Here is a 24,308-nt window from a genome sequence, read left to right as displayed (position 1 = left end):
TCGTAAGCTCATAAGGTTGCGGAACACCCTCACAGCATGTCTTCTGTTGGCCCTTCGGAGAGAACGCCCTCCCATTTAGCGGATACAGCCGCCGCGTAACCGTTGCCCAGAACATTTGTGGCGGTGCGCAGCATATCCAGAAAATGATCAATACCAAGAATAAGTGCGATGCCTGCCTCAGGAAGACCAAACTGGGGAAGAACGGCAACAAGCGTGACCAAAGAAGCACGCGGCACGCCCGCTATCCCTTTACTGCTCAGCATCATGACCAGCACCATAAGAGCCTGCTGCGTCCATGGTAGATGAATGCCATATGCCTGAGCGATAAACATGGCCCCAAAAGACTGGAACAGAATGGAGCCATCAAGGTTAAAGCTATACCCCAAAGGCAGCACAAACCCCGCGATCCGGGACGGCACCCCAAAATTTTCCAGCCGTTCCAGCAGGAGTGGGTAGACTGATTCACTACTTGCCGTAGCAAAACCGAGAATAACAGGCTGGACCAGTTCCTTGATCAGTTCTTTGATTCTGGGACCAATGACGCAAAAAGCAATGAAGGTCAGAACAGCCCATAGACACATGATTGTGCCATAGAACTGGAAGAGAAAGCGCCCGAAATGCATCATCATTTCAGGGCCGCTATGGGCCAGACTCCCCATGATGGACCCAAAAACCGCTATGGGTGCTAGCATCATGACCATATCAGTCATACGCAGCATGATGCTTGCAAGCTCTTCCGCCCAGGCGAGCATGGTTTTACCTGCTTTGCCCGCCGCTGGCAGAGAAACCCCGAACAGAACCGAGAACACGACAATCTGAAGAATGTCATTCCGCGACATCGCATCAAGAATGCTTGTGGGCACAATATGCAGAACAAAGTCAACCGGCTGAAAAGAATGGCGCAGAGAAGCAATATCCGCAGGCAGCGGGGCAGAAAAACCGGCACCCGGCTGCAAGATATTTGCCGCAAGCAGACCAATGGTCAGGGAGATAAAGGACATACCCAAAAACCAGAGAATGACTTTACCGCCGACACGCAGCACAAGTGTGTCATCCCCCAGCTTGCCAATGCCGCTGACCAGAGTGGCAAACACAAGGGGTGCTATGACCATTCGAATCAGCCGGAGGAACAGCCCTGTCAGCAAGGTGGCGCTCTGTTCCGCCATGCCAATATAGGCTGGCGCCCAGACATGCACAGACAGCCCGCACACAACGCCCAAAACGAGAGCAACAAGGATGGCGTATGTCCGCCGTCTGGTATTTCCGAACTGCGTGGCACTGGCCATCAGCGTGATTCCTCTCCCACTTTGGTTTGAAACTTTTGTGACTAAAGACGCCCCTAATAGGAAAGACTGATCAGATCGTCAAAAAATGTGGCCAAAGCCACTGATCGGCCACACTCATGCTGCCGTTAAAATCGGGGTTTGTCACAAAGTTTCGGCATTGCCCTTTTGCGCTTTCCATGACATGTCATTTTCTTCACTTTCCAGACGTCTGGCAGTTCTGTTCATGTCCTTTTTTCGCACCGGTCTTGTATCCCTTATCATGGCCTCGGCTTTAGCCGGTCAGGCCATGGCCAAAACAGCGTGCGATACCGCGTCTGATGGGCAGATTGAAATTTCCATGCATGAAGTTGGTGCCGCCATCGGCTATATGTGGGGCCACGGCACACTAACATATGGTGGCCAGCGTTACCCTATTTCTGTCAAGGGTGGCGGGGCACTTGCCCTTGGTGGAGCAAAACTTACGGGCACTGCCTGCGTGACAAACCTGTCCCGACTGGTGGATTTTGAAGGCACATACTGGACGGTCGGCGGCGATATAGCAGCCGGGGCTGGCCCCGCAGGCATCGTTATGGAAAATGCCAAAGGGGTCGATATCTCATTCTCTGGCCATGCCAAGGGTGTACACCTTTCGGGCCAGATTTCACGCCTGTATTTCAAGCTTGATGCATTCTGAGCAGTATGGCTGCACAGAGAACTGCCCTCTCAACCTGCTGACAAAAAAGGCCTGCGGACATTCCCGCAGGCCTTTTTTATTATATAATCCGCTTAGAATTCAGGCTTCAGAACGCCCATGTCGCGTCACAACTAAACCAGAACATATTGTTTGTTCCATTGTTGACGACCGGGTTATCAACGGTTCCTGCCTGATTGAACGGATGAGTCCCGTTGAGGGATTTGTCCAGTCGCACTTCCGGGCGAATAATAAAGCCTCCCAGAGCAAGCTTTTTGTTAATGAATTCTGGCTTGTAAGTGACCCCCACCGTGAGTTCACCATATGTTGTCGGGGGCGCTACGTAATAAGGGTACGGCGTGTTGCTGATTGCCTGCGTGAAGGAGTTGAAGCTCGAATATTCGGCAATTATCCCGCCCGTATTGTCACGAAAAATTTCGCCACGGGCATTCAGCGTTAACCACGGGTGGAATGCATATGAAAAATAGGTGCTAACCCCATAGGCATCATCCCGCAGACCGTCATCATGCAGATAGGTCCCATTAACGGAAACCGTCATTTTATCATTCACATGATAGGTCGCCATGATGTCACCATTGTACTGCATCAGGTGATTGGCGGCCTTACCAAGGCCTGAACTGACCCAGCCCTCGGCAGACGTAATGCTGGAACCGTTGTTCCCTTGCGGGCCAAAATGACCGATTGCGTGCACATCAAGCTTACCGTCCAGCAGCTTGTTCCATGCAAACCCAAAGTACCCCTTGGGCTTGTTGTTGTTGCCTGATGCACCAAAAGTTGTGGAGTTCCCAGCATCTATACCCAAAATCCAGTCCATGTGGCGGGTCAGATGCATGGTGGCAAGAATGCCGACTGTCTCAAACGGAACAATGTAATCTGAGGCATAATTGAAGGTATAGAACGGACGGGCCTGCGCAGGCGTCCCTTCCGCCCCCATAATCCCGTACATCTGCCCGATCTGCACATCGATCCCGCGTTTGAAAATCCATGGTAGGTGCGCATCAATATGTGCCTGTGTCGGAACCCACTGGTACAACCCGTGCAATGACCCTGAGCCCATGCCAATTGTAGGATCAAAGCGACCATCTGAGCCATACATGGCCTCAAACACGAACCCCAGCCCATAACCTTTGCCTACCGCCGTAACGGGGTGGGAGATTGACCCCATGATCTGGTTCAGCGTGGCCGTATTGGCCCGGTCTGTATAGTACTGGGCAAAATTGCGACCAGAACGCGTCCATGGGTTGCCTGTTACGCCAGCTTCCACCGACACATGGGCTTCCAACCCCTGCCAATAAGTTGGCACCTGCCCTGCCTTGGGATGAAACAGGTTACCCACTGTGGGTTTCATCGCATCATCTTCATTATTCACAGCCGCAGGGACTTCCTCCCCATCAGATGGCGTGCCGGCCGCTTTTTCCGCCTCTGGGGGGGCGCTCATGGGAGCATTCACAATCTGAGCCGAGGTAAGAGACACAGAAGAGGCTTCTGCTGCATGCGCAAAAGAGGAAAGCAACGCGCTAGAAGAAACACATGCAGCCAGAAGGAAACCAAAGTCATGAACAAAGTTTTTGCGCATCACATCAATCCATAGCGGGGACAAAAAAATAACAGCCAATATAAAAATTTATTATTTTTTGAACCTGCTCATAAAAAAAACCGAACATACCAGCATTATTGAGGAATAGATGATGAATATTTCGATGTTATAATAAATAACAACCGCAAGAGCGATCATGGCTGCACCAAGAGCAAAGCCGGGCAGCACGGGATACAGTGGAGCCTTATAGCTCCGTTCCAGTGCAGGCTCTGTCCGACGCAAACGGAACAGGCTGATCATGCTCAGCATATACATGGTGAGAGCACCAAAAACGGACATGGTGACCAGTGTTGCGGTTAGGGACTGCCCCTGAATGCTTACCAGGTCGTCCGAGAAGATGGCGGCAATACCAATGGCTCCACCAGCCAGAGTAGCCACATACGGCGTTTTAAACCGTGGATGCAGACGCCCCAGCACTCCCGGCAAAAAACCAGCGCGTGCCAGAGCAAACATCTGGCGTGCATAACCCATGATAATACCGTGCAGAGATGCAACCAGCCCAAACAGTCCAAGCCAGACAAGCATATGCAGCCAACCACTATGAGCCCCCACAACCTGCTTCATAGCCTGAGGCAGCGGGTCGTTCAGGTTGGACAGGGTATGCCAGTCCCCAACGCCACCGGCAAAAAGCATGACGCCAAAAGCAAGAGAGACAAGGGTAAGAATACCGGCAATATAGGCAATGGGAATGGAGCGCCGTGGTTCACGCGCTTCTTCCGCGGCCATGGCAACGCCTTCCACCGCAAGAAAAAACCAGATGGCAAAAGGCATTGCCGCCAGAATACCGCCAAGCGCCTGCCAGCCAAAATGTGGTGTCGCACCCCAGCCATCGGCCAAAAAATGATCCCACGAAAAGGCGGGAGCCACCACACCCATGAACACCAGAAGTTCAACAATGGCAGCAATGGTAATGAACAACTCAAATGTTGCAGCAATATGCACGCCAACAATATTGAGTGTCATGAACACCAGATACGCCCCCAAAGCCGCGACCTTGGGCGATAGAGCAGGAAACTGCACGTTCAGATAAGCACCAATGGCAAGCGCAATAGCGGGAGGTGCAAAAATAAACTCAATCAGCGTGGCCAGACCGGCAACAAGCCCACCCCAGCGCCCAAGAGCACGGAAGCTATAGGCAAAAGGCCCACCCGCATGGGGGATAGAACACGTCAGCTCCGTAAAACTGAAGATAAACGCTGTGTACATCAGCGCCACAAAAACAGTGGCGACCAAAAAACCAAGCGTTCCGGCAGTTCCCCACCCATAGCTCCAGCCAAAATACTCGCCCGAAATGACAAGCCCGACGGCAATCCCCCACAAATGGAAGGCACCGAGAGACTGGCTGAGCTTGGTCCCGCTGCTCTCACTCATGCGTCTGTGTCCTTATCATGTAAAGATGGTGTGTATTTGCCTAACACCTTGTCTGGTGCAGCATCTTTAAGACCGACACCTGTAAGCCCAAGCCGGTTTGCCTCATGCATCAGCCACGCCAGTTTGGCGGCTCCGGCAGGTATCGTCATGCCGTGCGCATGAATATTGGACAGACAGTTCCTTAGGGAATCAGGGCAGCCGACATACGGCGCGTATGTCAGGTAAATACCCAGACTGTCTGCAACACTCAGGCCCGGTCGTTCGCCAATCATCATCACGACCATTCTGGCCCCCATGGCCTGAGCAATTTCATCCCCCAGAGCGACGCGGCTTTGCATGGCTATGACCAAAGGTGCAATGCACCAGCCCGGCAGAAGGGGTTGCATGGCCATAAAAAACGAAACGGCGTTTGTCTGCGTGGCAATGGAGGAAAGGCCATCTGCTGCCACGAACACAACGTCCCACTCGCCTTTGCGCAACTGGTGCAAAGACTGCTCACCAAGCCTGCGCCCCAGATCCGGGCGGCGTAGATATGTGGCTCTGTCTGCGGCGCGGCTGTGCACATGCAGGCACTCCGCGCCGTGCAACTGCCGCTCCATATCCTGCACATTCAGTGGGGTATGCACCGCATCCCGCGCCTGTGCATGTGCTGCCTGAAAAGCCAGAACATCGGTTGTGCACTGCGCATTGCCACTGCGACCCAGCCCAATACGCGCACGAGTGAGCGCTCGCAAAGGGTGCCACTCATCCACCAGTAGGCGGGGAGGAACAACAGGTTTGCCATGCTCTGTCATGCTGCGGACACCAGCTTTGCCAATGGCGTCTGCCCCAGTTCGAGCGGGCGCATCTGGTTGGCATGCGGGTCATATAGCCCCATACGCTCCAGCCATGCCGCAAATTCGGGAGCAGGCTTTGCACCCAACGCGTGACGCAGGGTTAGAATATCGTGGAATGACAGGCTCTGATAATTGAGCATGATGTCATCCGCACCCGGCACACCGATCAGGAAGGTAATGCCCGCAACACCCAGCAGTGTCATCAGGTTGTCCATGTCATCCTGATCGACTTCGGCATGGTTGGTGTAGCAGGCGTCACACCCCATGGGCACACCCATGAGCTTGGCGCAAAAGTGATCCTCCAACCCCGCGCGGATCACCTGCTTGCCGTCATACAGATATTCAGGGCCAATAAAGCCCACCACAGTGTTGACCAACAGGGGATCAAAGGCCCGCGCAACAGCGTAGGCCCGCGCCTCCACCGTCTGCTGGTCAATACCATGGTGCGCACCGGCGGACAGTGCGGCCCCCTGCCCCGTTTCAAAATACATGACGTTCTGCCCCGATTGTGCCACGCCCCAGAGCCAGAGCGGCCTCATGTGCCTCGCGCAGTATGGCGAGGTTGACGCCAAAGCCCTCATTCGCCTTTTGCGTGCCGGCAACGGACTGGAAGACAAGGTCAACCGCGCCTCCGCAGTTCATGATCTCAAGCGTGTTGGTTACATGTGTGAGCACGCAGGTCTGGGTTGGAATATCGTAAAGCTGTCGGGCATGATCGAGCATGTCCAACAAAGCCAGACCATTGGCCACGCTATCCGTTGCCGGATTGATGCCAATAACCGCATCCCCCATGCCATAAAGCAGACCATCCAGTGTGGAGGCCGCAATGCCTTTAAGGTCATCGGTCGGATGATTGGGTTGCAGGCGTGAAGACAAACAGCCAGACAAACCAATGGTATTACGGAATCTGGTCACAACCCGAACCTTGCGCGCAACGCTCATCAAATCCTGATTACGCATAAGCTTGCTTACGGCCGCAGCCATTTCTGGCGTAATGCCCGGGGCAATCCGGGCAAGGCTTGATGCGTCAGCCTCATGCGAGAGCAGCCAGTCACGGAACTCTCCGACAGTCATATGCGCTATAGGTGCAAAAGCTGTATGGTCGTGTGTGTCCACGATCAGGCGTGTGACTTCGTCTTCCTCATAGGGAACAAGGGCAGTCTCAACAAAACTGCGTAGCGGCACATCGGCCAGCGCATAACGGGCAGCCATTCTTTGCGCATCAGACTGGGCCGCCAGCCCTGCAAGCTGGTCGCCCGAACGTAAAGAAGAGGCAATGGCAAGGAGGGCCTTAATATCCCGGAAATGGTAGCTTTCCCCACCCAGTGTGTGACGATATCCCATTGGTCCAAGCCTCCCGCGCCTGCAAGGCACACTCCTGTTGCGGGGGTAGAAAAAGACGTTCCCGCAACTTGGTTCGATACCGTTACAATAACAGCATCACATGTGTTCGGACTTGACTGGAGGAAACAATTTATTGACCATTCAAAACAAAATGCACCCTTACATAGACGTATTCTGCCATGTCTGACCCGATGCACAGCCCGACATCTGGTGTGCTCGCCGCCGCCGCAACCGGTGTTGAAGAGTTCATTACCTCCCGCGGAGGCGATGTTGACCGGATAGCGGGACGTTCCGGCCTATCCACCGGCCAGTTTGCCCTGCCGACCGACCGTCTGGACCTGACCGCTTACTGCCGCCTGTTTGAAGAAGCCGCGCACGAAACACACGACGGCAATCTGGGCCTATGGTTTGGCCAGCAGTTCCAGCCAGAAATGCTGGGGCTTGTCGGGTATATTGCCTTGCTGTCCGCCACAGCGGAGGAGGCTGTACGCAATCTGGCCAGCCATTTTGGGTATCATCAGGGCAACACGCACACGCAGGTCATTGAACAGGACAACGGCCTGCTCCGGCTGGAATACACCATTCTGGACCCCACCATTACCCGGCGCAGGCAGGATGCGGAGCTGACCATGGGTATGTTCTGCAATATTCTGCGCCACGCCATGGGGCCACACTGGGTGCCTGAAACCGTTATGTTCGAACACCAGCGCCCAGAGCAGGCCCATGAACATACAGAGGCTTTTCAGGCCGACATCCGCTTTGACCAAAGCACCAATGCTCTGATTTTCCGCCGGTCCGGGCTGGAACGCCGGATGCCCAAAGCCAATGCAGCCATGCTGGACATCATGCGCGCCTCGCTGATCTCCCTCTCCCGCACCCATCAGGGGAATGGACAGGTGGCCTCGGCTCCACCACTCAAGGAACAGATAGCCACCATCATCCGGGCCGGGTTGGCGGAACGCTGCTGTACACTGTCCGACATTGCCCAACGTATGAACATGCCCGCATGGACGCTCCAGCGCAGGCTTGCACAGTTCGATCTCTCCTTTGGCACATTATTGGAAGAGGTGCGCTACGCCGAAGCATGCCGCTACCTCAGCCAGCCCGGCACGGATATGGGAGAAATCTCTCTGGCTCTGGGCTATACCGAGACAAGTGCATTCAGCCGCGCTTTTCGCAAATGGAGTGGTGCATCACCTCGTGCCTGGCGGGAGCAGCACCTCAGCAAACCTCCGTCTTCTGGCCCATCATAAAGCTTTGCTTTCTTGGGAGTATGCGTGGGTCCTTTTTTTCATATTTGCATCTCCTGTACATAATATGAGACATGGATAGGGTATGATGCAGCCCCCTACCCCCCTCCGCCGTGGCTGGACCACGGGCAGTTGCGCAACGGCAGCGGCCAAGGCGGCATGGCTGGTACTGCAAGGCCATGAACCCCCGGCCAGTGTGTGGATCACCCTGCCTCGGGTAAGGAGGTGGCGTTCAGCCTCTGCCAGTTCAGCGGCACACCAGACGCCCCATGCGCTGCGGTCATAAAAGATGCCGGAGATGACCCTGACATCACCCACGGTGCCATGATCCGCTGCACGGTACGCGCACTTGCCGCAGGCTCTGGCATTATCTTCCGGGCGGGGCCGGGGGTTGGCACCATCACACGTCCGGGGTTACCTTTACCGCCGGGGGAACCCGCCATTAACCCCACCCCACGCGCCATGATCCGCACAGCTCTGACACAAGCCAACAATGCTGTACCACCAGATGCAGAAGTCACAATCAGCATTGATAACGGTCAGGAACTGGCGCAACACACGCTCAATGGACGTTTGGGCATTGTGGGGGGGCTGTCCATTCTGGGCACAACAGGCATTGTCATGCCGTTCTCCTGCTCCGCGTGGATAGAAAGCATTCACCGTGGCGTTGATGTAGCGCGGGCGGAAAAATTACCCCATATTCTGGCTGCCACTGGCAATGTCTCCGAAAAAGCGGGGCAGGCTCTCTATAATCTGCCTGACATAGCCTTGATTGAAATGGGGGACTTTGCAGGCGGGCTGCTCAAATACCTGCGCCACCACCCTGTGCCCCGCCTGAGTATTGCGGGGGGCATTGCCAAAATGACCAAGCTGGGTCAGGGCTGTCTGGACCTGCACTCCAGCCGCAGTCAGGCAGACATGCCTGCTCTGGCCGACCTTGCAGCACAGCATGGCGCCCCCCACGACCTGCCGGAACAGATAAAAACCTCCCCCACGGTCGCCGAGGCTTTTTTGCTCGCTGCGTCCCACACATACCCTCTGGGGAGCCTGATTGCTCACAAGGCATGGGAGGTGGCGCAGCAAACCCTCAGCCCCGCCCCAACACAGCTGGACGTGCTCGTCTTTGACCGCGCAGGCAGGCTTGCAGGCAAAGCAGATCGGCCTTTTGCCCTTTAGCTACGAAAGCGGCGGCGATAATCGGGGTCATATAGAGCGCTCTCACGCCCGACCATGCCAGCAAGAGCAGGGCCGACCAGCACCAGCGCAGTCCGCTCGATCGGATTAAGCTCCAGTTCTTTTTCAATGCTTTCCAGCGTGCCGCGCAGCACGATCTGATCGGGCCATGATGCGCGTGCAACAATGGCAACAGGGCATTGCGCGCCATAAAAGGGAGTCAGTTCCGCCACAATACGGCTCAGGGCATGCACGGCCAGATGAATGGCCAATGTTGTGCCTGTGGCGGCAAAGGTTTCCAGCTTTTCACGCTCAGGCATGGCAGATGCACGACCGTTCACGCGGGTCAGCACAAGGCTCTGCGCCACGCCTGGAGCTGTTAGCTCCCGCCCCAGAACGGAGGCCGCAGCAGCAAAGGCGGGCACGCCCGGGGTCATGGTCCATGGAATGGCATTGCGCTCAAGCCTGCGCACCTGCTCGGCCACAGCGCTGTAGATGGACAGATCACCAGAATGCAGGCGCGCAACGTCCTGCCCGGCGTTATGTGCCCGCACATACTCGGCCTCGATCTCGTCCAAAGACATGGGTGCTGTATCCACAAGTCGCGCATCTTCTGGGCAATACTGGAGCATGTCGGGCGGTACAATCGAGCCTGCATAAAGGCAGACCGGGCAGGAGGCCAGAAGGTCACGCCCCCGGATGGTCAACAGATCCGCAGCGCCGGGGCCTGCTCCAATAAAATGAACCGTCACGTCCTATCTCCTCGTGCCACCGCACAGGTTACACCACATAATATCTGGCGGGGCAGGCACAACTGCGCGCCCTCCCCCGCACCGGCAAGAGCACATGCCTCCGCCACAGATGCAACCCCCACATGCCGCATAACAGTAGCGGACGCTGTATGGCAGCCCGGCTGCACCTGCTGGAGTTGCGCGCGCCCGATCCACAGCAGCTCCGCCCCCCACGCGCTCGCAAGCAGGTGGGGCATATCATCCCCGCGCTTAAAATCGGGGACGGCAATATAATCAGGTGCCTGCACCCCTACGATGCGCAAGCTGCGCGCCAGCAGTTCCAACGCAGACCCAACCAGTGCGGTGCTGCGCCAGCCCATGCCAACAACAATCATGCTCTACCCGGCTTGCTGGCCACCCATTGCGTCACCGTCATAGCTGGACGAAACGCATGGAACCCTCCAACCGCGTCCAGCCGAGCTATGGAAAGGCGCGTCAACCGCCCCCCCCACTCCCGCACAGCCTGTAGCAGACGGTTTTCGGTTTCTACCACAACGGCATTGACCACCATACGCCCCCCCGGACGGAGTGCCGCCCACGCCTGCTCCAGCACACCCGCTCTGCTGGCTCCACCACCAACAAAAATGGCGTCTGGCGTGTCCAACCCATCCAGCCCCTGCGGCGCACGCGCCTGCACCACCTGTAGGTCAGGCACACCCAGCGCCTGCGCATTGCGCATAATGCGGGCAGCACGCTCTGCCACGCTCTCAATCGTTATCGCCCGACACTCAGGTGCAGCAAGCATCCACTCAATGGAAACAGACCCCGCCCCACCGCCAATGTCCCACAGCAGTTCCCCTGCCCGTGGCGCAAGGGCCGATAGGGTTAGCGCCCTTATATCCTGGCGGGTAAGCTGCCCATCGTGCTCAAAACAGCTATCGGGCAGACCGGCGCATCGGGGCAGGCACAGCGCGCTTACATTGGCGGGGACCTCCAGCGCAAGCAGGTTCAAGGCTCCCATATCGGGCGGGGGGCCGTCCTCAACCACAAAACTACGGCACCGCTCGTTTGCACCACCGAGTGCCTCCAGCACATGGCACCGTACCGCACCAAGCCCCAAATCCACCAGCCATTCCGCCAGAAGGCGGGGGGAAGTAGCATCAGCCGACAAAACGAGCAACCGCGCCCGAGGCTGCAAAAATGGGCGAACCCGCTCTACAGGTCTGCCGCACACGGACACGACGTGGCACTGCTCACGCGCCCAGCCAAGCCGCGCACACGCCAGTGCGACGGACGATACGGCAGGCAAACACAGCATCTCCCCCACACCAAGGCTACGGGCCAGCACACCGCCAACACCGTAAAAAAACGGGTCCCCGGATGCCAGCACAACCACTTGCCGCCCACGCAGGGCCAGCACCTGCCTTACGCCCTCGCTGAACGGTGTTGGCCATGCTGTGCATACGCCTTGTGGCAGGGGGGCTACCAACGCCAGATGTCGCGCGCCACCAAACACATACTCTGCCTGCGCAATCAGATCTCTGGCGGTGCCGCTCAGGCCGCTCAGACCATCCTCCCCCACCCCGATCACGCTCAACCATGGAGCCGGGTTATGCATGTTCAGCTCAGGCATCACATCCTCTTTTCAATACAAAACCCCCGTGCTTGCCCCGGCTGTGAGAGTGCGGGTATAGGCTGGATGGCATACTCCGGCACCAAGGTTTTTCCATGCCCTCCGTATCTGCCTATAGCGGAATAACCACTCACTCCCCCACATGCCCCCGCGTTCTGGTTCTTGGCGGCACAACGGAAGCCAGCACCCTTTGCCGGCGGCTGACAAGCACAGACCCTGTGTGCCATGCCGTACTGTCCCTTGCCGGTGCAACCAGCCAGCCGCATCTGCCGGACATGGCAACCCGCATAGGCGGTTTTGGTGGCGTGGAAGGGCTGCTCCACTGGCTCCGCCACAACGACATTGCCGCTGTTGTGGATGCTACCCACCCCTTTGCAGCTCAAATGAGCCAGCATGCCGCCGTAGCCTGTGCCAGAGCCGGAGTTCCCCTGTTGCGTCTGGAGCGTCCGGGCTGGGTGCCAACACCACAGGACCAGTGGCAGGTGGTCCCCAGCATAACAGATGCCGCCCGGACTCTGGCCCACGCCAGCCAGTGGAACAGCACGCCCCAGTCGGTGTTCCTGACTACTGGTCGCAAGGAGACCCGGCCTTTTCTGGCAGCACCACAGCACCATTACCTGTTCCGTTCCATTGAGCTGCCCGATCCGGCCGACCTGCCGCCCGATACGCGGGTAATCCTTGCCCGCGGACCATTTGACCTGAATAGCGAACTGGACTTGATGCGGAAGCAAAAAGTTACCGTGCTGGTGACCAAAAACTCCGGGGGAACTGCCACCCACGCCAAGCTGGAAGCGGCACGCATTATGGGCATACCCGTTATAATGATCGCACGCCCCGCCCCACAGAACACGCCACACGCCCCGAATGTGGAGCAGGCTGTGGCGTGGCTGCGGGATCAATGTGCACCTTCCACCTTGCGCGCGGTGTAAAGCCACGGCTCTTCGCCTGTGGGGCGGGTGAGCACACGGGTGGCTGGGCAACCAATCAGCACAAGCGTGCTCATGTCCGCCCACTCAGCACTGGCCTGCGCAATGGTGGAGAGACGGACAGCCTCATCCGGCCGGCCTATGGCACGGGCAAAGGCTACAGGCTCGTCCCCGTGCATGGTCTGGCGTAAATGCTCAAAGGCAGCTCCAAGCTGCCATGGCCGCGCATGCGAGCGTGGGTTGTACAAGGCGATTACAAAACCCGCCTGCGCCGCCAGCCGCAAACGCTCCAGCACAACCGGCCAGGGTTTGAGGTTATCGGACAGGGAGATCACACAAAAATCCCCCCCGAGCGGCGCACCAAGCCGCGCGGATGCTGCGAGCACTGCGCTGACGCCGGGAATAACCTGAATATCCAACGCTCGCCATATCTGCGGGCCGTTCTCTACCGCCTCGAACACAGCACTGGCCATGCCAAATACCCCGGCATCCCCGCCCGAAACCACAGCAACGTGCCGCCCGTTCAGGGCCAGTTCCAACGCATGGCGGGCACGCGCTATTTCCTCCCTGTTATCCGATATGTGGCGCACCACCTCCGGGCCTGCTTCCACCCGCCTGACATATGGCGCATATCCGACAAGATCGGTCGCGCGGGCCAGTGCCTCCTGCGCCTGTGGGGTCAACTGCTGGGGGCTACCCGGCCCAAGGCCCACAATAACAACAGAGCCACTACTCATCGTACGCGCTTCCTTCCGGGCAGAAGCACGAGGGAAAAATAGGGCGCTGTTCCCTCCTGCTCAGCCAACGGGGTTATAGCCTGCGCCCCCTGTGTGCCACGCTCAACATACATGGCATCCTCCATACGCCCGCTTTGGGCTACCGCCTTGCGCACATGCGGCATGTTACGCCCGATCTTCATGATCACGGCGGCATCCGCCCGGTCCAGCCAACCTGCCAGTTCTGCCTCAGGCAAGGTAGCCGGGAGCACACACAGCACATCATCTCCATGAGTCATGGGGGTCAGGGCCTGACTCCAGCATCCATTCATGGCCATAATGCCGGGGACCACCTGTATGTGGCAACGTGCACGAAGGCGGTCGAACAGATACATGGCAGAGCCATATAAGAACGGGTCGCCCTCACACAGCAGCACCACATCGCGCCCGGTGGCCAGCACTGCGGCCATGCGCTCGGCGCTCTGGTCATAAAAAACCGACATGTTCTGGTGGTAAGCCGGGTTGTTGACCGAAACCTCCGTGGTGAACGGGTAGACAAGCGGCAACTCCTCGGCACCGGGGCCAATATGGGCCTGCGCTATGGTCCGGGCCTGACTGGGGTGCTTTTCACGGCAGAAATATGCCACCACCGGCGCCGCCCCGATCAGGCGTGCGCCCCGCAGGGTCAGCAATTCCGGGTCGCCCGGCCCCACGCCGACTATACTGAGTGTTCCCGCCATTATTCGACCTCGGTCGCAAGGGCGTTCAGAGCCGCGGCGGCCATGGCGCTGCCTCCCAAACGACCATGAACAACCAGCCAAGGCACATCATGCCTTTTGGTGAGTGCCTCCTTGGATTCTGCGGCCCCCACAAAACCGACCGGCACCCCCACCACGGCTGCCGGGCGAGGTGCCCCCGCATCCAGCATTTCCAGCAGATGGAACAGGGCTGTGGGCGCATTACCTATGGCCACGACAGCCCCTCCAAGCCTGTCCCCCCAAAAATCAAGCGCAGCCGCCGAGCGTGTGTTCCCAATAGCCAGAGCCTGCTCCGGCGTGCGCGGGTCACGCAGAGTACAGATCACATCGTTATCAGCAGGCAGGCGCGTCCGGGTTACGCCACGGGCCACCATTTCCGCATCACACAGAATGGCGCATCCACCGCGCAGGGCCTGCCGCGCCCGTGGCACAAAATCGTCCGTCATGGCCACGGACTGGGCAACACCAACCATGCCACAGGCATGAATAATCCGCACAACCACAGCTGCTTGCTCCAAAGTAAAGGCGCTCAGGTCTGCCTCTGCCCGGATTGTGGCAAAAGACCGCTGATAGATGGCCGCCCCATCCCGAATATACTCATAGGCCGGCATCCACCGCTCCTTCGTGTTTGAATGACTCAAATGCTTTATAAACAGCCTGTTCGTTGGCGAACAGGCTTTCCACACGCCCTGAGGCCGTACCATTACGCACAAGCCCGTACCCCTGAGCACCGGCAACAACAGTAAAATCGGCAGCAGCAGGATATGCGCATCCCTTGCGGCAGCCTGAAACATGTAAGGTGCCCCCATGAGGCAACAAAGGAGCCAGATTGCGCGCCAGTCCCTCAGTCTCCCCCACGGCCTGCGCACAGGCCCCGGCCCCACTACAGGCCCATGTCCGTAACAGGGCGGAGGCCGGGTCCGTGACCATGCCAGCCACCACAGGCACCTGCGGCATGCCACCCAGAACAATGCTATGCCAAGGTGTCAGGCGCAGAACGCCATCACCCTGTGTTGCTGCAACCTGTGCGCAGTCACGCAGCATGGCAGCGGTCATGCAACCCAGCGGAACGGACAGGGCAACCAGTCCATGCCCGAGTGACCCGACAAGGCTATAACCACCCAGCTCAGGGCCTGCACTCATGGGGGCCGTGTGACCTTGCAGCCCCAGAATGTGGAATAACCTCTCCCCAACGTCTGGGGCGCGTTGTGGCCGCGTACTTTGATGAGAGGTTACAAACGCCTCTGCCAGCCCGACTGCCTGCCTGACCGCCACAGCATAATGAGCGGGTTGCGTACACAAGGCGCCACAGATAACCGACCACTGCCCGCCTTCCATCGCGCGCACTGTTATATCCGCCTGCAACAGGCCTGATGCGTAAAGCCCACCACCATCCACAGCAAAACCAAATTTGCCCGGTAGGGCCGACAGGGCCGCAGCACTAATCAGAGCATTACGCAGGGCCTCTGCACAGGCATGTGTGTCTGGCGCACACGCGGGGTCATCCCCCGCCAGAGGTGATACAAGCATGGCCTGCCGCCGCTCCATACCCGCATCGGACAGGCCAAGGCCTGCCGCAACCGCAATATCGGGGAACCGGCGGGCAGCAGCGGCCCCAAACCCGCGCAGTTGCAGGCTGGCCCTGTTGGTCAGCCCGATGCGGCCATTACCCTGCTGTTGCGCGACATCAGCCAGCAAAAAAGCCTGAGCGGCTTCCAGCCGCCCCAGTCTGGGCCTTACGCGCACCAACCAGCCATCTGCTGCCTCCATGGGCGCAAAAAGACCAGGGCACCACCCTTTGACTTCCGGTTGTGCAAAACTGCCATACATCCCGGTTACTCCCGTCTGCTTGGCCACCTCTGGCCCTTGGGTTGCCCCCGAACGCCTGCCCAGATTTTGTGGTGTTCCACAAAAGACGACAAAAGCGACAGACACACCGCATGCCCACAACATGATGGAACAGGAGCATGTGCCAGAAAAATACGGGCGAGCTACCCTGCTCCACCCCATAGCACACTGGGCCGGGGCTGACCTGCGACCGTGTTAGGCCCGTGCGAGCAGACTTGTCAAAGTAGGCGCTGGCACAGCAGACATCCACTTTTATGCAGTTTCGCTCAGCTTCCTCTTGCATCTAGGGCAAAATCCTGCTTGCAGCATGAACCATGAAGGCTTCATTCGAGCGAACCAGTTGGTTTCCCATCATGCTCCGGCTGGAAGGGGCGCGTGTTCTTGTGGCTGGCGGCGGCAATGTCGCGGCCAACAAGGTGCAGCTTCTTGTACCGACGGGTGCACTGGTGGACATCCTCGCCCCCACACTCTCCCCCGAACTTGAACGTCTTGTAGCAGACGGCAAGGCACGTTTGATCCGTGAGGAAGCCTCGGTCAAAACGCTGACATCCCTGCTGCCGGGTTGCCGCATGGTTTATCTGGCCACCAGCAACCGCGCGCTCAACGCCGAACTAAGCGCTCTGTGCCAGAGCATGAACATCCCAGTCTGCGCGGTAGATGACCCGGAGGTTTCCAGCTTTATTACTCCGGCCATGACCACACGGGGTGCCGTACAGATTGCCGTCTCCACCGGCGGCGCCGCCCCAGTTCTGGCACGCAGGTTACGGGCAAAAATAGAAGAAATTATGCCTGCAGGCCTGCACAGACTGGCCGCATTTATGCAGCACAGCCGCACGGCTCTACGCACACAGGTGCCGGACTCCGCCTTGCGCCGCCGCATATGGGAACATTTTCTGGACGGCACGGGCGGCCCGCTGGCCATGTCGGGCGATACACAGGCTGCCCAGCAGGAGCTTGAACGTATTGTGCGCGAAGACCAGCGCAGAACTGGGGAAGTCTGGCTGGTTGGCGCAGGCCCGGGCGACCCCGACCTGCTGACACTGGCAGCCCTGCGACTGATGCAAGATGCGGATAGCGTTCTGTACGACAATCTGGTGGGGCCGGATATCCTCAATTTTGTGCGCCGTGATGCCGAGCGGGTTTTTGTTGGCAAGCAGACCAACAACCATACCCTGCCGCAGGACGGCATTAACGCCGAGCTGATTCGCCGCGCCAAGGAAGGGGAGCGCGTACTCCGGCTCAAAGGCGGCGACCCCTTTATTTTTGGTCGCGGAGGGGAGGAAATAGAAGCGCTGGTGGATGCGGGTATCCCTTTCCGCATTATCCCGGGCATTTCTGCCGCCAATGGCTGCGCGGCCTATGCGGGCATACCGCTCACTCACCGCGATTGTGCACAGGCCTGCCTGTTTATTACGGGGCATGCCCGGGCTGACGGCACCCTGAATCTGGCGTGGGAGACCATAGCCTCCGCAGCCAGACCATTGTTATCTACATGGGGCTAACACTCATTCACCAACTCTGCGCCAGACTGGTCGAACATGGCTTGCCAGCAGACTGGCCTGCTGCTGTGGTGGAACGGGGCACATTACCACAGCAACGCGTGTTCAGCGGCACACTCTCCACCCTGCCCCAGCAGGTTACGGACAACAAGGTGAGTAGTCCGGCGCTGGTCATTGTTGGGGAAGTAGTGCGGCACCGGGTCATATCTTCCCCACTCTGAGGGGAAGGATGTCGGGCTTTCAACCGCAATGCGCCTCGTGCGCATAAACAGCTTTGGCAGCCCCTCGCTCGGCAAGCTGGTCGGCACGTACACACAGTGCATCACGTGCCGGTGGTCGCCCGAACATACGCCGGTACTCCCGACTGAACTGGGACGGACTTTCATACCCCACTGCAAAGGCTGCTTCTGCTGCATCCACATTTTCGCTCACCATGCGCCGACGAGCCTCCTGCAACCGTAGTTGTGTGCGGTATTGCAGGGGGCTCATATTGGTCGCTGCACGAAAATGCCTGTGGAATGTGGACAGGCCCATACCGGCAACACTGGCTGCACGCGCCACATCAAACGGTTCGGCATAATGCAGGGAAATCCAGTGAATGGCCCGGTTAATGTGGGAAAGATTGCTGCCAGCCGTAGCAATCTGCCGGAGCGCACACCCCTGATCCCCCTGTAAGAGCCGATAGAGCAGCTCCCGCACAATCAGGGGTTTGATAATGGGAATATCCTCCGGCTGGTCCAGCAACCGCATCAGCCGGAGCAGCGGCCCAGTAATGTCCGAATTCAGCGGGCTAAGCCCCATGCCCATGATGCAGGCCTGATTGGGGTCCACCTGCGTGTCATTTACAACCAGCAGCAGTTCCGCGATCAGCGCCGGGTCAAGCGCCAGACACAGCGCCAGATACGGCCGCTCGGGGGAGGCCTGTGTAATGCAGCCTGCCACGGGCAAATCGACTGCGGTGACCAGATAATGGCTGGCGTCATAATCAAACACACGGTCACGTAGCATGACCTGCTTGCTGCCTTGCACAATAACATACACGCGCGGTTCAAACACAAACGGGATCGGCTCGCTCACGACCTCCGCACGGTAAAGGGTCAGTTCTTTTATGGCGGTTGTAACCGTAGGCTGGGTGCAATGCCTGAGTACCAGATTTTGCAGCTCGGCCAGATTCCCGGCCATGCATTCCTTCTGTTCCGCCACATTATCCTCTCTGCTCACCAACCACGGGAATAACCCGATCATACGGCATGCCACCATTCCAGATATGGCAGAATAAGGCAATCAGCACGGCAAGCATCTTGCCCAAAGCGGTATAAACACCCCCCACAGGAGAGAATCAGGCAAGAAGTGAGCAGAATTGCTCTACCGCCCCCCTCCCCTTACGGCCCATCTTGGCATGACTGACCAAACAGCCAAGGAAGAGCACGCTCATGGCCTACGCTACAACCAACCCCTATACGGGCGAAGTCGTTAAAACCTTTGCAGACGCAACGGATCAGGACGTACAGAACGCTCTGGACAAGGCCTACGGCGCATTCCAGTCCTGGCGCGATGTCTCCTTTGCCGAGCGCGCCAAGGTCATGACTGCCGCAGCAAAAATCCTGCGTGACAACATGGATGACTACGCAGCCCTGCTGACGCTGGAAATGGGCAAAGTTTTTGCTGAAGCCCGCGCGGAAGTCACACTTTCGGCCGAAATTTTTGAATATTACGCCGAACACGCGGAGCGCCTGCTGACCGCCGAGCCCCTGCCGGTCAAGAACCCCGAAGAAGGTCAGGCCATGCTGGTGCACGAGCCGCAGGGTATCGTGTTCGCCATTGAGCCTTGGAACTTCCCCTACTACCAGATCGCACGCATCATTGCGCCCCAGCTTTCGGCAGGGAACACGGTCATTCTCAAGCACGCATCCAACGTGCGCAGTGTGCCGCAGCCTTTGACGATCTGATGCGCAAGGCTGGCCTGCCAGACGGTGCATTCCGCAACCTGTATCTGGCTCGCCACCACACCGAAACCGTGCTGAACGACCCGCGCGTATGCGGCGTTGCCCTGACCGGCTCCGAAGGCGCTGGCGCCATTGTGGCCTCGGTCGCAGGCAAGGCGCTCAAAAAAGCAACCATGGAACTCGGTGGTTCTGACGCATTTATCGTGCTTGATGACGCCGATCTGGAAAAAGCCGTCAAATGGGCCGTGTTTGGCCGCCACTGGAATGCCGGACAGGTTTGCGTCTCTTCCAAGCGCCTGATTGTGGCAGATGCCATTTATGACCGCTTTGTTGAGCTGTACAAAAAAGGTGTGGCGGAACTCAAAGCTGGCGATCCGATGGACCCGGCCACAACACTTGCCCCCCTCTCCTCCCAGAAAGCCGCAGACGATCTGCGTACACAGGTGGAAGAAGCCTGCAAACTGGGTGCAAAAGCCGAGGTTATTGGTGCGCCTGTGCCCGAAAAAGGCGCTTTTTTCCAGCCTGTCCTGCTGACAAATCTGGAAAACAATGAAGCACGCCTGTGGGAGTTCTTTGGTCCGGTGACCCAGCTTTACCGTGCCAAAGACACTGAAGACGCGATCCGCATTGCCAATGATTCGCCTTATGGTCTGGGTGGTTCCGTGTTTACGCAGGACACCAAACGTGGGGTGGAAGTGGCACGCCGCATTTACACCGGCATGGTCTACATCAACCATCCGACAATGGTAAAAGCCGATCTGCCGTTTGGTGGTGTCGCCCGTTCCGGTTTTGGCCGCGAACTCATCGGGCTTGGCATCAAGGAATTCGTCAACCACAAGCTGATTGACGTCGTGGACATCGACGCGCCGTTCTAAAATTCTTTTAGAGCCGCAATTTACCTACACTCTGTGTAGAGAAACCCTGCGCAGCCTGAACCAGTCCGGACAGAATCAAAGCAAAAGATTCTATCCGGGCGACACTCAGGCTGGGCAGGTTTTTTTATGCCATTATGGCTTTACCATCCGATCACGCTCAGGCCTCTGGCTTGACAGCCCAAACTCTGCCTGAAAAAGCAGTCCTGTCGTATGTTAAACCGTGTTGCACCCAAAGCGTAAGGGAACACCCCTCTCCCTGCCGAACCGGTATGCTGCCAGCATCCACCACCCCATGGAAAAACTGTATGCCCAAGTTACTTTACCTGATTTCCGAGGACTGGTTTTTCTGCTCGCACTTTATGGCCCGCGCTCTGGCTGCCAAGGAAGCCGGGTTTGATGTGGTGGTGCTCACGCGGGTTGGCACGCACGCTCATACAATCCGTGAACACGGCATACGTGTCGTCCCATGGCCGCATGACCGCAAAAGCCTTAACCCGCTGCATGAGTTGAAAAGCATCGCCAACGTCGTGCGCATTTACCGCCAGGAACGCCCGGATATTGTCCACCACATTGCCATAAAGCCCATACTCCACGGGACAATTGCAGCTCTGCTTGCAAACATACGCCATATCGTTAACGCCCCTGTGGGCATGGGGTATATTTTTTCGTCCAGCGACCGACGCGCCCGCCTGCTACGCGGACCGGTCAGCCTTGCATTGCGCCTCCTACTCAACCCCCGCCGTAGTCAGGTCATTTTTGAAAACCCCGATGACCTCCGCCACCTCACGACAAATGGCACCGTGCGCGTTCAGGCGGCACGGCTGATCCGTGGTGCCGGGATAGACCTGTCGGTCTTTGCCGCCACGCCCGAGCCCGATCAGGTGCCCGAAGTGGTGCTGCCTGCGCGCATGCTGTGGGACAAAGGGGTGGGGGATTTTGTTACCGCTGCGCAGCATCTTAAAGCTCAGGGTATTCAGGCCCGGTTCCTGCTGGCAGGAGCATCGGACTCGTCAAGCTTTGCAGCCATTCCGGAGGACACACTCCAAACATGGGCACAAAGTGGCGCGGTAGAGTATCTAGGTTTTTGCTCCAACATGCCCGCACTACTGGCCCACAGTGCAATCGTCTGCCTGCCCTCAACCTACCGGGAGGGGCTACCCAAAGTGCTGCTTGAAGCACTGGCCACAGGCCGCCCCATTGTTACCACGGATGTGGAAGGCTGCCGGGAGACTGTTCTGCCCGATGTCAACGGGCTGCTGGTCCCTCCACGCAACCCGGGCAGACTGGCGGAGGCCCTGCAAAAGCTGCTCAATAACCGTCCGCTGCGTCTGGCAATGGGCAAGGCAGGCCGAGCACTGGCAGAAACAGAGTTCTCGCAGGAAAAAATCAATGCGGAAACCCTGAAAGTCTATGCCGATTTTCAGGATCATTAACCCTACGACAGATTCCGCGTGCTCACTGGCATTCAGAGCGGACCTGCTGGCAGAACACTGGACCTGCCCACCCCGATGCGCGTAAGAGGACAACCATGAGATGGTTTGCAACCAGCATGATCTGCCGCCTCCTTGGCCATAAATGGGGAGCGTGGACGCAGCAGCAGTCCTGGGACGGGCATGGCACGTTCGAGCACCGCAAATGCATGCGTCACGGTTGTCTGGCTACGCAGCAACGCCGCGAAAAATAAGCCTGCGCTACGGCTCCTCTTATAACAATCAAGCTACCCCTGCCTGATTCTTAAATGTGGCAGCACAGCGCTCTTTTAAGAGCAACTACGCCTGCTTTGGTGCAGGCGCATGCTCCATTGTTATCGCTCGGTCTGCCCCACAGCCAGCCGCAGCAGAATATATTCCCTCAGTTTTTGAGGCAACAGACGCTCTACCACCCGCAATACACGGAATGGCCAAGGGAAAACATATTCCCGCCGTCCCTGCGCAATGGCACGGGCTATAACCCGCGCGGCCTTTTTTGCTGGCACCAGAAAGGGGCGGGGGCCATCAAGCCGCTGGCTCATGGGTGTATCCACAAAACCGGGAACAATCAGGGTCAACTTTACACCATATTGCTGCCACGCAAGCCCTGCAGATTTAGCAAAAAAAGCCAAACCGGACTTGGAGCTGCTATAGGCAGCGGAAAATGGCATTTCATAAAAACCGGCAACAGACCCGATGAGCGCAATATGCCCCCCCTGCCGTTCAACCATGCTCCGCGCCGCGGCCGTAGCCAGTGCTGCGGGTGTTGCATAGTTCACCAAGCCGAGTTGGAGCACCTTCTGCGGGTCTTCGGTTTTTTCGTCCAAGGACTGAATATCTGACAAACCAGCCCCGAGCACCACGCAATCCGGTTTGTGGGTGGCATCATCCTCCACAAAGGCCGTCAGAGCACCCGTGCCATCGCACAGGTCAATCTGGCGCGTATGCACCACGGCCCCTCTGGCGCAGCATTCCGTAGCCAGTTGGGCCAGCTTCTGGGCGTTTCTACCCCACAAAATCAGGGTCCGGCCGGGTGCTGCATAATGGTGCGCAAGCTCGGCACCAATGCCGCCGGTTGCCCCCGTAATCAGCACAGAACGCAAAACGTCCGCCCCGGATGCAGCATATCTCACATTTTTTCCTTTCCCATTGAGAGAGAATAAGGCATCACCCGGGGAGTTTTTTATGTTCCGTTCCATGGAGGGGCAATGTCTTTCCCGACTCAGATTACCGTTTCCCCTGTTTCGGGCTCACGTCAGCTTTCTCTCTTTATAAAGCTTCCGCGCAAGCTTTACGATGGCTTGCCCGGATATCTTCCTCCTCTGGACATGGAAGAGCGCAGCATGCTCTCCCCCCGCAAGGCTCCTTTTTTCGAGCATGGCTTTGCGTGTTACTTTCTGGCATGGCGCAATGGCAAACCCATTGGCCGCATATCTGCCCAGATCGATGCTCTGGTACTCCAGCAGGATGGACCCAGAACAGGTTTTTTTGGAGCGTTAGACACTGCTGAGCCCGCCTGTGTTCCCCTACTGCTTGAAGCCGCAACCGCGTGGCTGAAAACACGCGGTATTGAACGTATCCGTGGACCTTGGACGCTGAACAGCAACGGCCAGTCAGGTGTGATGATCGAAGGACAGAGCGAAATGTCCATGATCGGCACGCCATGGCACCCTGCGAGCCTTGCTCCAGCTATTGAGCAGGCAGGTTTTAGCAAGGCGATGGATCTGCTCTCCTACCGTATGGAAACCGGCCCCAAGGCCGAGCAGGCCAACCAGATTCCAGCCAACCTGCGCGAGCGTCTGGGCAAAATTACCATGCGCGGCCTGCGCCTGACACATATTGCCGAAGACGCGGAAATCCTGCGCGAAATTTACAATGATGCATGGGCCGACACATGGGGGAATGTCCCCCTGACCTCCAACGAGGTGGCGTCTCTGCTCAAGGCACTCAAACCTGTGCTGCGACCCGAACAGTATGTTCTGGCCGAAGTTGAGGGCGAACCTGCGGCCATCGCACTGGTCATACCCAATATGTTTGACATTAGCGGGGATCTGGGTGGAGCACCCTCTCCACTCGGTTGGCTCAAGCTGGGATCGCGCATTCTCAAGCATGACTTTCATTCCGCGCGGGTTGTCCTGTTAGGTGTGCGCAAAAAATACATGGGCACTGCCCTGCGTGCCATGCTGCCTGTTCTGATTATTGATGAATTGATGCATCGGGGGCATGTTCTGCCCTACCGGACCATTGAGTTAGGGTGGGTGTTGGAGACACATCAGGGGCTGCGCAACCTTATCGAGCGCATTTCTCCCACCCCTTATAAGCGGCATCGTATGTTTGAAAAAATCCTGCCGTAATTCCA

The 24,308-nt window shown here is 57.8% G+C and carries 18 protein-coding genes and 4 pseudogenes; 8 read left to right on the top strand and 14 right to left on the bottom strand.

Going from position 1 to position 24,308, the window contains the following annotated elements; genetic code table 11:
- Positions 1-29: 29 nt before the first annotated feature.
- Complete coding sequence (locus tag JCM25146_RS03200) at positions 30-1,286, bottom strand: dicarboxylate/amino acid:cation symporter (RefSeq protein ID WP_025825843.1); 1,257 nt, start codon at positions 1,284-1,286, stop codon at positions 30-32.
- Positions 1,287-1,509: 223 nt separating this feature from the next.
- Here JCM25146_RS03200 and JCM25146_RS16840 point away from each other — a divergent pair, with 223 nt between their 5' ends.
- Positions 1,510-1,959, top strand: coding sequence for a hypothetical protein (locus tag JCM25146_RS16840; protein ID WP_025825841.1), 450 nt, complete (start codon positions 1,510-1,512; stop codon positions 1,957-1,959).
- 106 nt (positions 1,960-2,065) lie between these two features.
- Here JCM25146_RS16840 and JCM25146_RS03185 read toward each other — a convergent pair whose 3' ends face one another.
- The 4 genes and pseudogenes from JCM25146_RS03185 to JCM25146_RS16835 form a co-directional block, all read right to left on the bottom strand.
- A complete protein-coding gene (locus tag JCM25146_RS03185; RefSeq protein ID WP_408734903.1) occupies positions 2,066-3,415 on the bottom strand; it encodes an outer membrane beta-barrel protein in 1,350 nt (449 codons plus the stop codon).
- Positions 3,416-3,604: 189 nt separating this feature from the next.
- Positions 3,605-4,945, bottom strand: coding sequence for an ethanolamine permease (gene eat / locus JCM25146_RS03180; protein WP_025825837.1), 1,341 nt, complete (start codon positions 4,943-4,945; stop codon positions 3,605-3,607).
- Complete coding sequence (gene eutC, locus JCM25146_RS03175) at positions 4,942-5,739, bottom strand: ethanolamine ammonia-lyase subunit EutC (RefSeq protein WP_025825835.1); 798 nt, start codon at positions 5,737-5,739, stop codon at positions 4,942-4,944. Before eutC ends, eat begins: the two co-directional genes overlap by 4 nt.
- A pseudogene (locus JCM25146_RS16835) lies at positions 5,736-7,125 on the bottom strand (ethanolamine ammonia-lyase subunit EutB). The gene eutC and the pseudogene JCM25146_RS16835 overlap by 4 nt, the downstream one beginning before the upstream one ends.
- Positions 7,126-7,304: 179 nt before the next feature.
- Here JCM25146_RS16835 and qhpR point away from each other — a divergent pair.
- Positions 7,305-8,378, top strand: coding sequence for an AraC-like transcriptional regulator QhpR (gene qhpR, locus JCM25146_RS03165; protein ID WP_025825834.1), 1,074 nt, complete (start codon positions 7,305-7,307; stop codon positions 8,376-8,378).
- 85 nt (positions 8,379-8,463) lie between these two features.
- A pseudogene (locus tag JCM25146_RS16830) lies at positions 8,464-9,551 on the top strand (cobalt-precorrin-5B (C(1))-methyltransferase).
- On the opposite strand, the gene cobM reads toward JCM25146_RS16830, so the two are convergent.
- From cobM to JCM25146_RS03145, 3 genes are read right to left on the bottom strand one after another with little or no spacing between them, the layout of a single operon-like run.
- Positions 9,548-10,300, bottom strand: coding sequence for a precorrin-4 C(11)-methyltransferase (cobM, locus tag JCM25146_RS03155; RefSeq protein ID WP_025825832.1), 753 nt, complete (start codon positions 10,298-10,300; stop codon positions 9,548-9,550). The pseudogene JCM25146_RS16830 and the gene cobM sit on opposite strands and share 4 nt — an antisense overlap.
- Positions 10,297-10,674 carry a cobalamin biosynthesis protein gene (locus JCM25146_RS03150; RefSeq protein ID WP_025825830.1) on the bottom strand — a complete coding sequence of 126 codons (378 nt, stop codon included), beginning with the start codon at positions 10,672-10,674 and terminating at the stop codon, positions 10,297-10,299. The genes cobM and JCM25146_RS03150 overlap by 4 nt, the downstream gene beginning before the upstream one ends.
- Positions 10,671-11,912, bottom strand: a complete 1,242-nt coding sequence (locus JCM25146_RS03145) for a bifunctional cobalt-precorrin-7 (C(5))-methyltransferase/cobalt-precorrin-6B (C(15))-methyltransferase (RefSeq protein ID WP_025825828.1) — start codon at positions 11,910-11,912, stop codon at positions 10,671-10,673. The genes JCM25146_RS03150 and JCM25146_RS03145 overlap by 4 nt, the downstream gene beginning before the upstream one ends.
- Positions 11,913-12,007: 95 nt before the next feature.
- Here JCM25146_RS03145 and JCM25146_RS03140 point away from each other — a divergent pair, with 95 nt between their 5' ends.
- The gene (locus JCM25146_RS03140) at positions 12,008-12,841 is read left to right on the top strand and encodes a cobalt-precorrin-6A reductase (protein ID WP_025825826.1); all 834 of its coding nucleotides are present in this window, start codon (positions 12,008-12,010) and stop codon (positions 12,839-12,841) included.
- Here the strand turns inward: JCM25146_RS03140 and cobJ are convergent.
- Genes cobJ through cobG form a run of 4 tightly spaced genes read right to left on the bottom strand, consistent with a single transcriptional unit; the run spans position 12,808 to position 16,247 of the window.
- Positions 12,808-13,575, bottom strand: a complete 768-nt coding sequence (gene cobJ / locus JCM25146_RS03135; protein WP_025825824.1) for a precorrin-3B C(17)-methyltransferase — start codon at positions 13,573-13,575, stop codon at positions 12,808-12,810. The genes JCM25146_RS03140 and cobJ overlap by 34 nt on opposite strands.
- Positions 13,572-14,297: a precorrin-2 C(20)-methyltransferase gene (locus JCM25146_RS03130; protein WP_148298956.1), complete on the bottom strand. Its 726-nt coding sequence runs from the start codon at positions 14,295-14,297 to the stop codon at positions 13,572-13,574. Before JCM25146_RS03130 ends, cobJ begins: the two co-directional genes overlap by 4 nt.
- The gene (locus tag JCM25146_RS03125; protein ID WP_025825820.1) at positions 14,294-14,923 is read right to left on the bottom strand and encodes a precorrin-8X methylmutase; all 630 of its coding nucleotides are present in this window, start codon (positions 14,921-14,923) and stop codon (positions 14,294-14,296) included. The genes JCM25146_RS03130 and JCM25146_RS03125 overlap by 4 nt, the downstream gene beginning before the upstream one ends.
- Positions 14,910-16,247, bottom strand: coding sequence for a precorrin-3B synthase (gene cobG, locus JCM25146_RS03120; RefSeq protein WP_242400883.1), 1,338 nt, complete (start codon positions 16,245-16,247; stop codon positions 14,910-14,912). Before cobG ends, JCM25146_RS03125 begins: the two co-directional genes overlap by 14 nt.
- Before the next feature lie 227 nt (positions 16,248-16,474).
- Between cobG and cysG the strand changes: the two are divergent.
- A pseudogene (gene cysG, locus JCM25146_RS16825) lies at positions 16,475-17,880 on the top strand (siroheme synthase CysG).
- A 19-nt stretch (positions 17,881-17,899) separates the two neighbouring features.
- Here cysG and JCM25146_RS03110 read toward each other — a convergent pair.
- A complete protein-coding gene (locus JCM25146_RS03110) occupies positions 17,900-18,904 on the bottom strand; it encodes an AraC family transcriptional regulator (RefSeq protein ID WP_242400882.1) in 1,005 nt (334 codons plus the stop codon).
- A gap of 188 nt (positions 18,905-19,092) precedes the next feature.
- Here JCM25146_RS03110 and JCM25146_RS16820 point away from each other — a divergent pair.
- Positions 19,093-20,480, top strand: a pseudogene (locus tag JCM25146_RS16820) (NAD-dependent succinate-semialdehyde dehydrogenase).
- A gap of 305 nt (positions 20,481-20,785) precedes the next feature.
- A complete protein-coding gene (locus JCM25146_RS03100; protein ID WP_025825816.1) occupies positions 20,786-21,913 on the top strand; it encodes a glycosyltransferase family 4 protein in 1,128 nt (375 codons plus the stop codon).
- 371 nt (positions 21,914-22,284) lie between these two features.
- Here the strand turns inward: JCM25146_RS03100 and JCM25146_RS03090 are convergent, their stop codons facing one another.
- The gene (locus tag JCM25146_RS03090) at positions 22,285-23,148 is read right to left on the bottom strand and encodes an SDR family NAD(P)-dependent oxidoreductase (protein ID WP_025825813.1); all 864 of its coding nucleotides are present in this window, start codon (positions 23,146-23,148) and stop codon (positions 22,285-22,287) included.
- A gap of 9 nt (positions 23,149-23,157) precedes the next feature.
- Between JCM25146_RS03090 and JCM25146_RS03085 the strand changes: the two genes are divergently transcribed.
- Positions 23,158-24,303, top strand: a complete 1,146-nt coding sequence (locus tag JCM25146_RS03085) for a GNAT family N-acetyltransferase (RefSeq protein WP_025825811.1) — start codon at positions 23,158-23,160, stop codon at positions 24,301-24,303.
- Positions 24,304-24,308 lie beyond the last annotated feature (5 nt).

Source organism: Acetobacter okinawensis JCM 25146, assembly GCF_000613865.1.
Classification (GTDB): Bacteria; Pseudomonadota; Alphaproteobacteria; order Acetobacterales; family Acetobacteraceae; genus Acetobacter; species Acetobacter okinawensis.
Note: the sequence above shows the minus strand (reverse complement) of the source record. Positions and strands in the feature narration are given on the sequence as shown.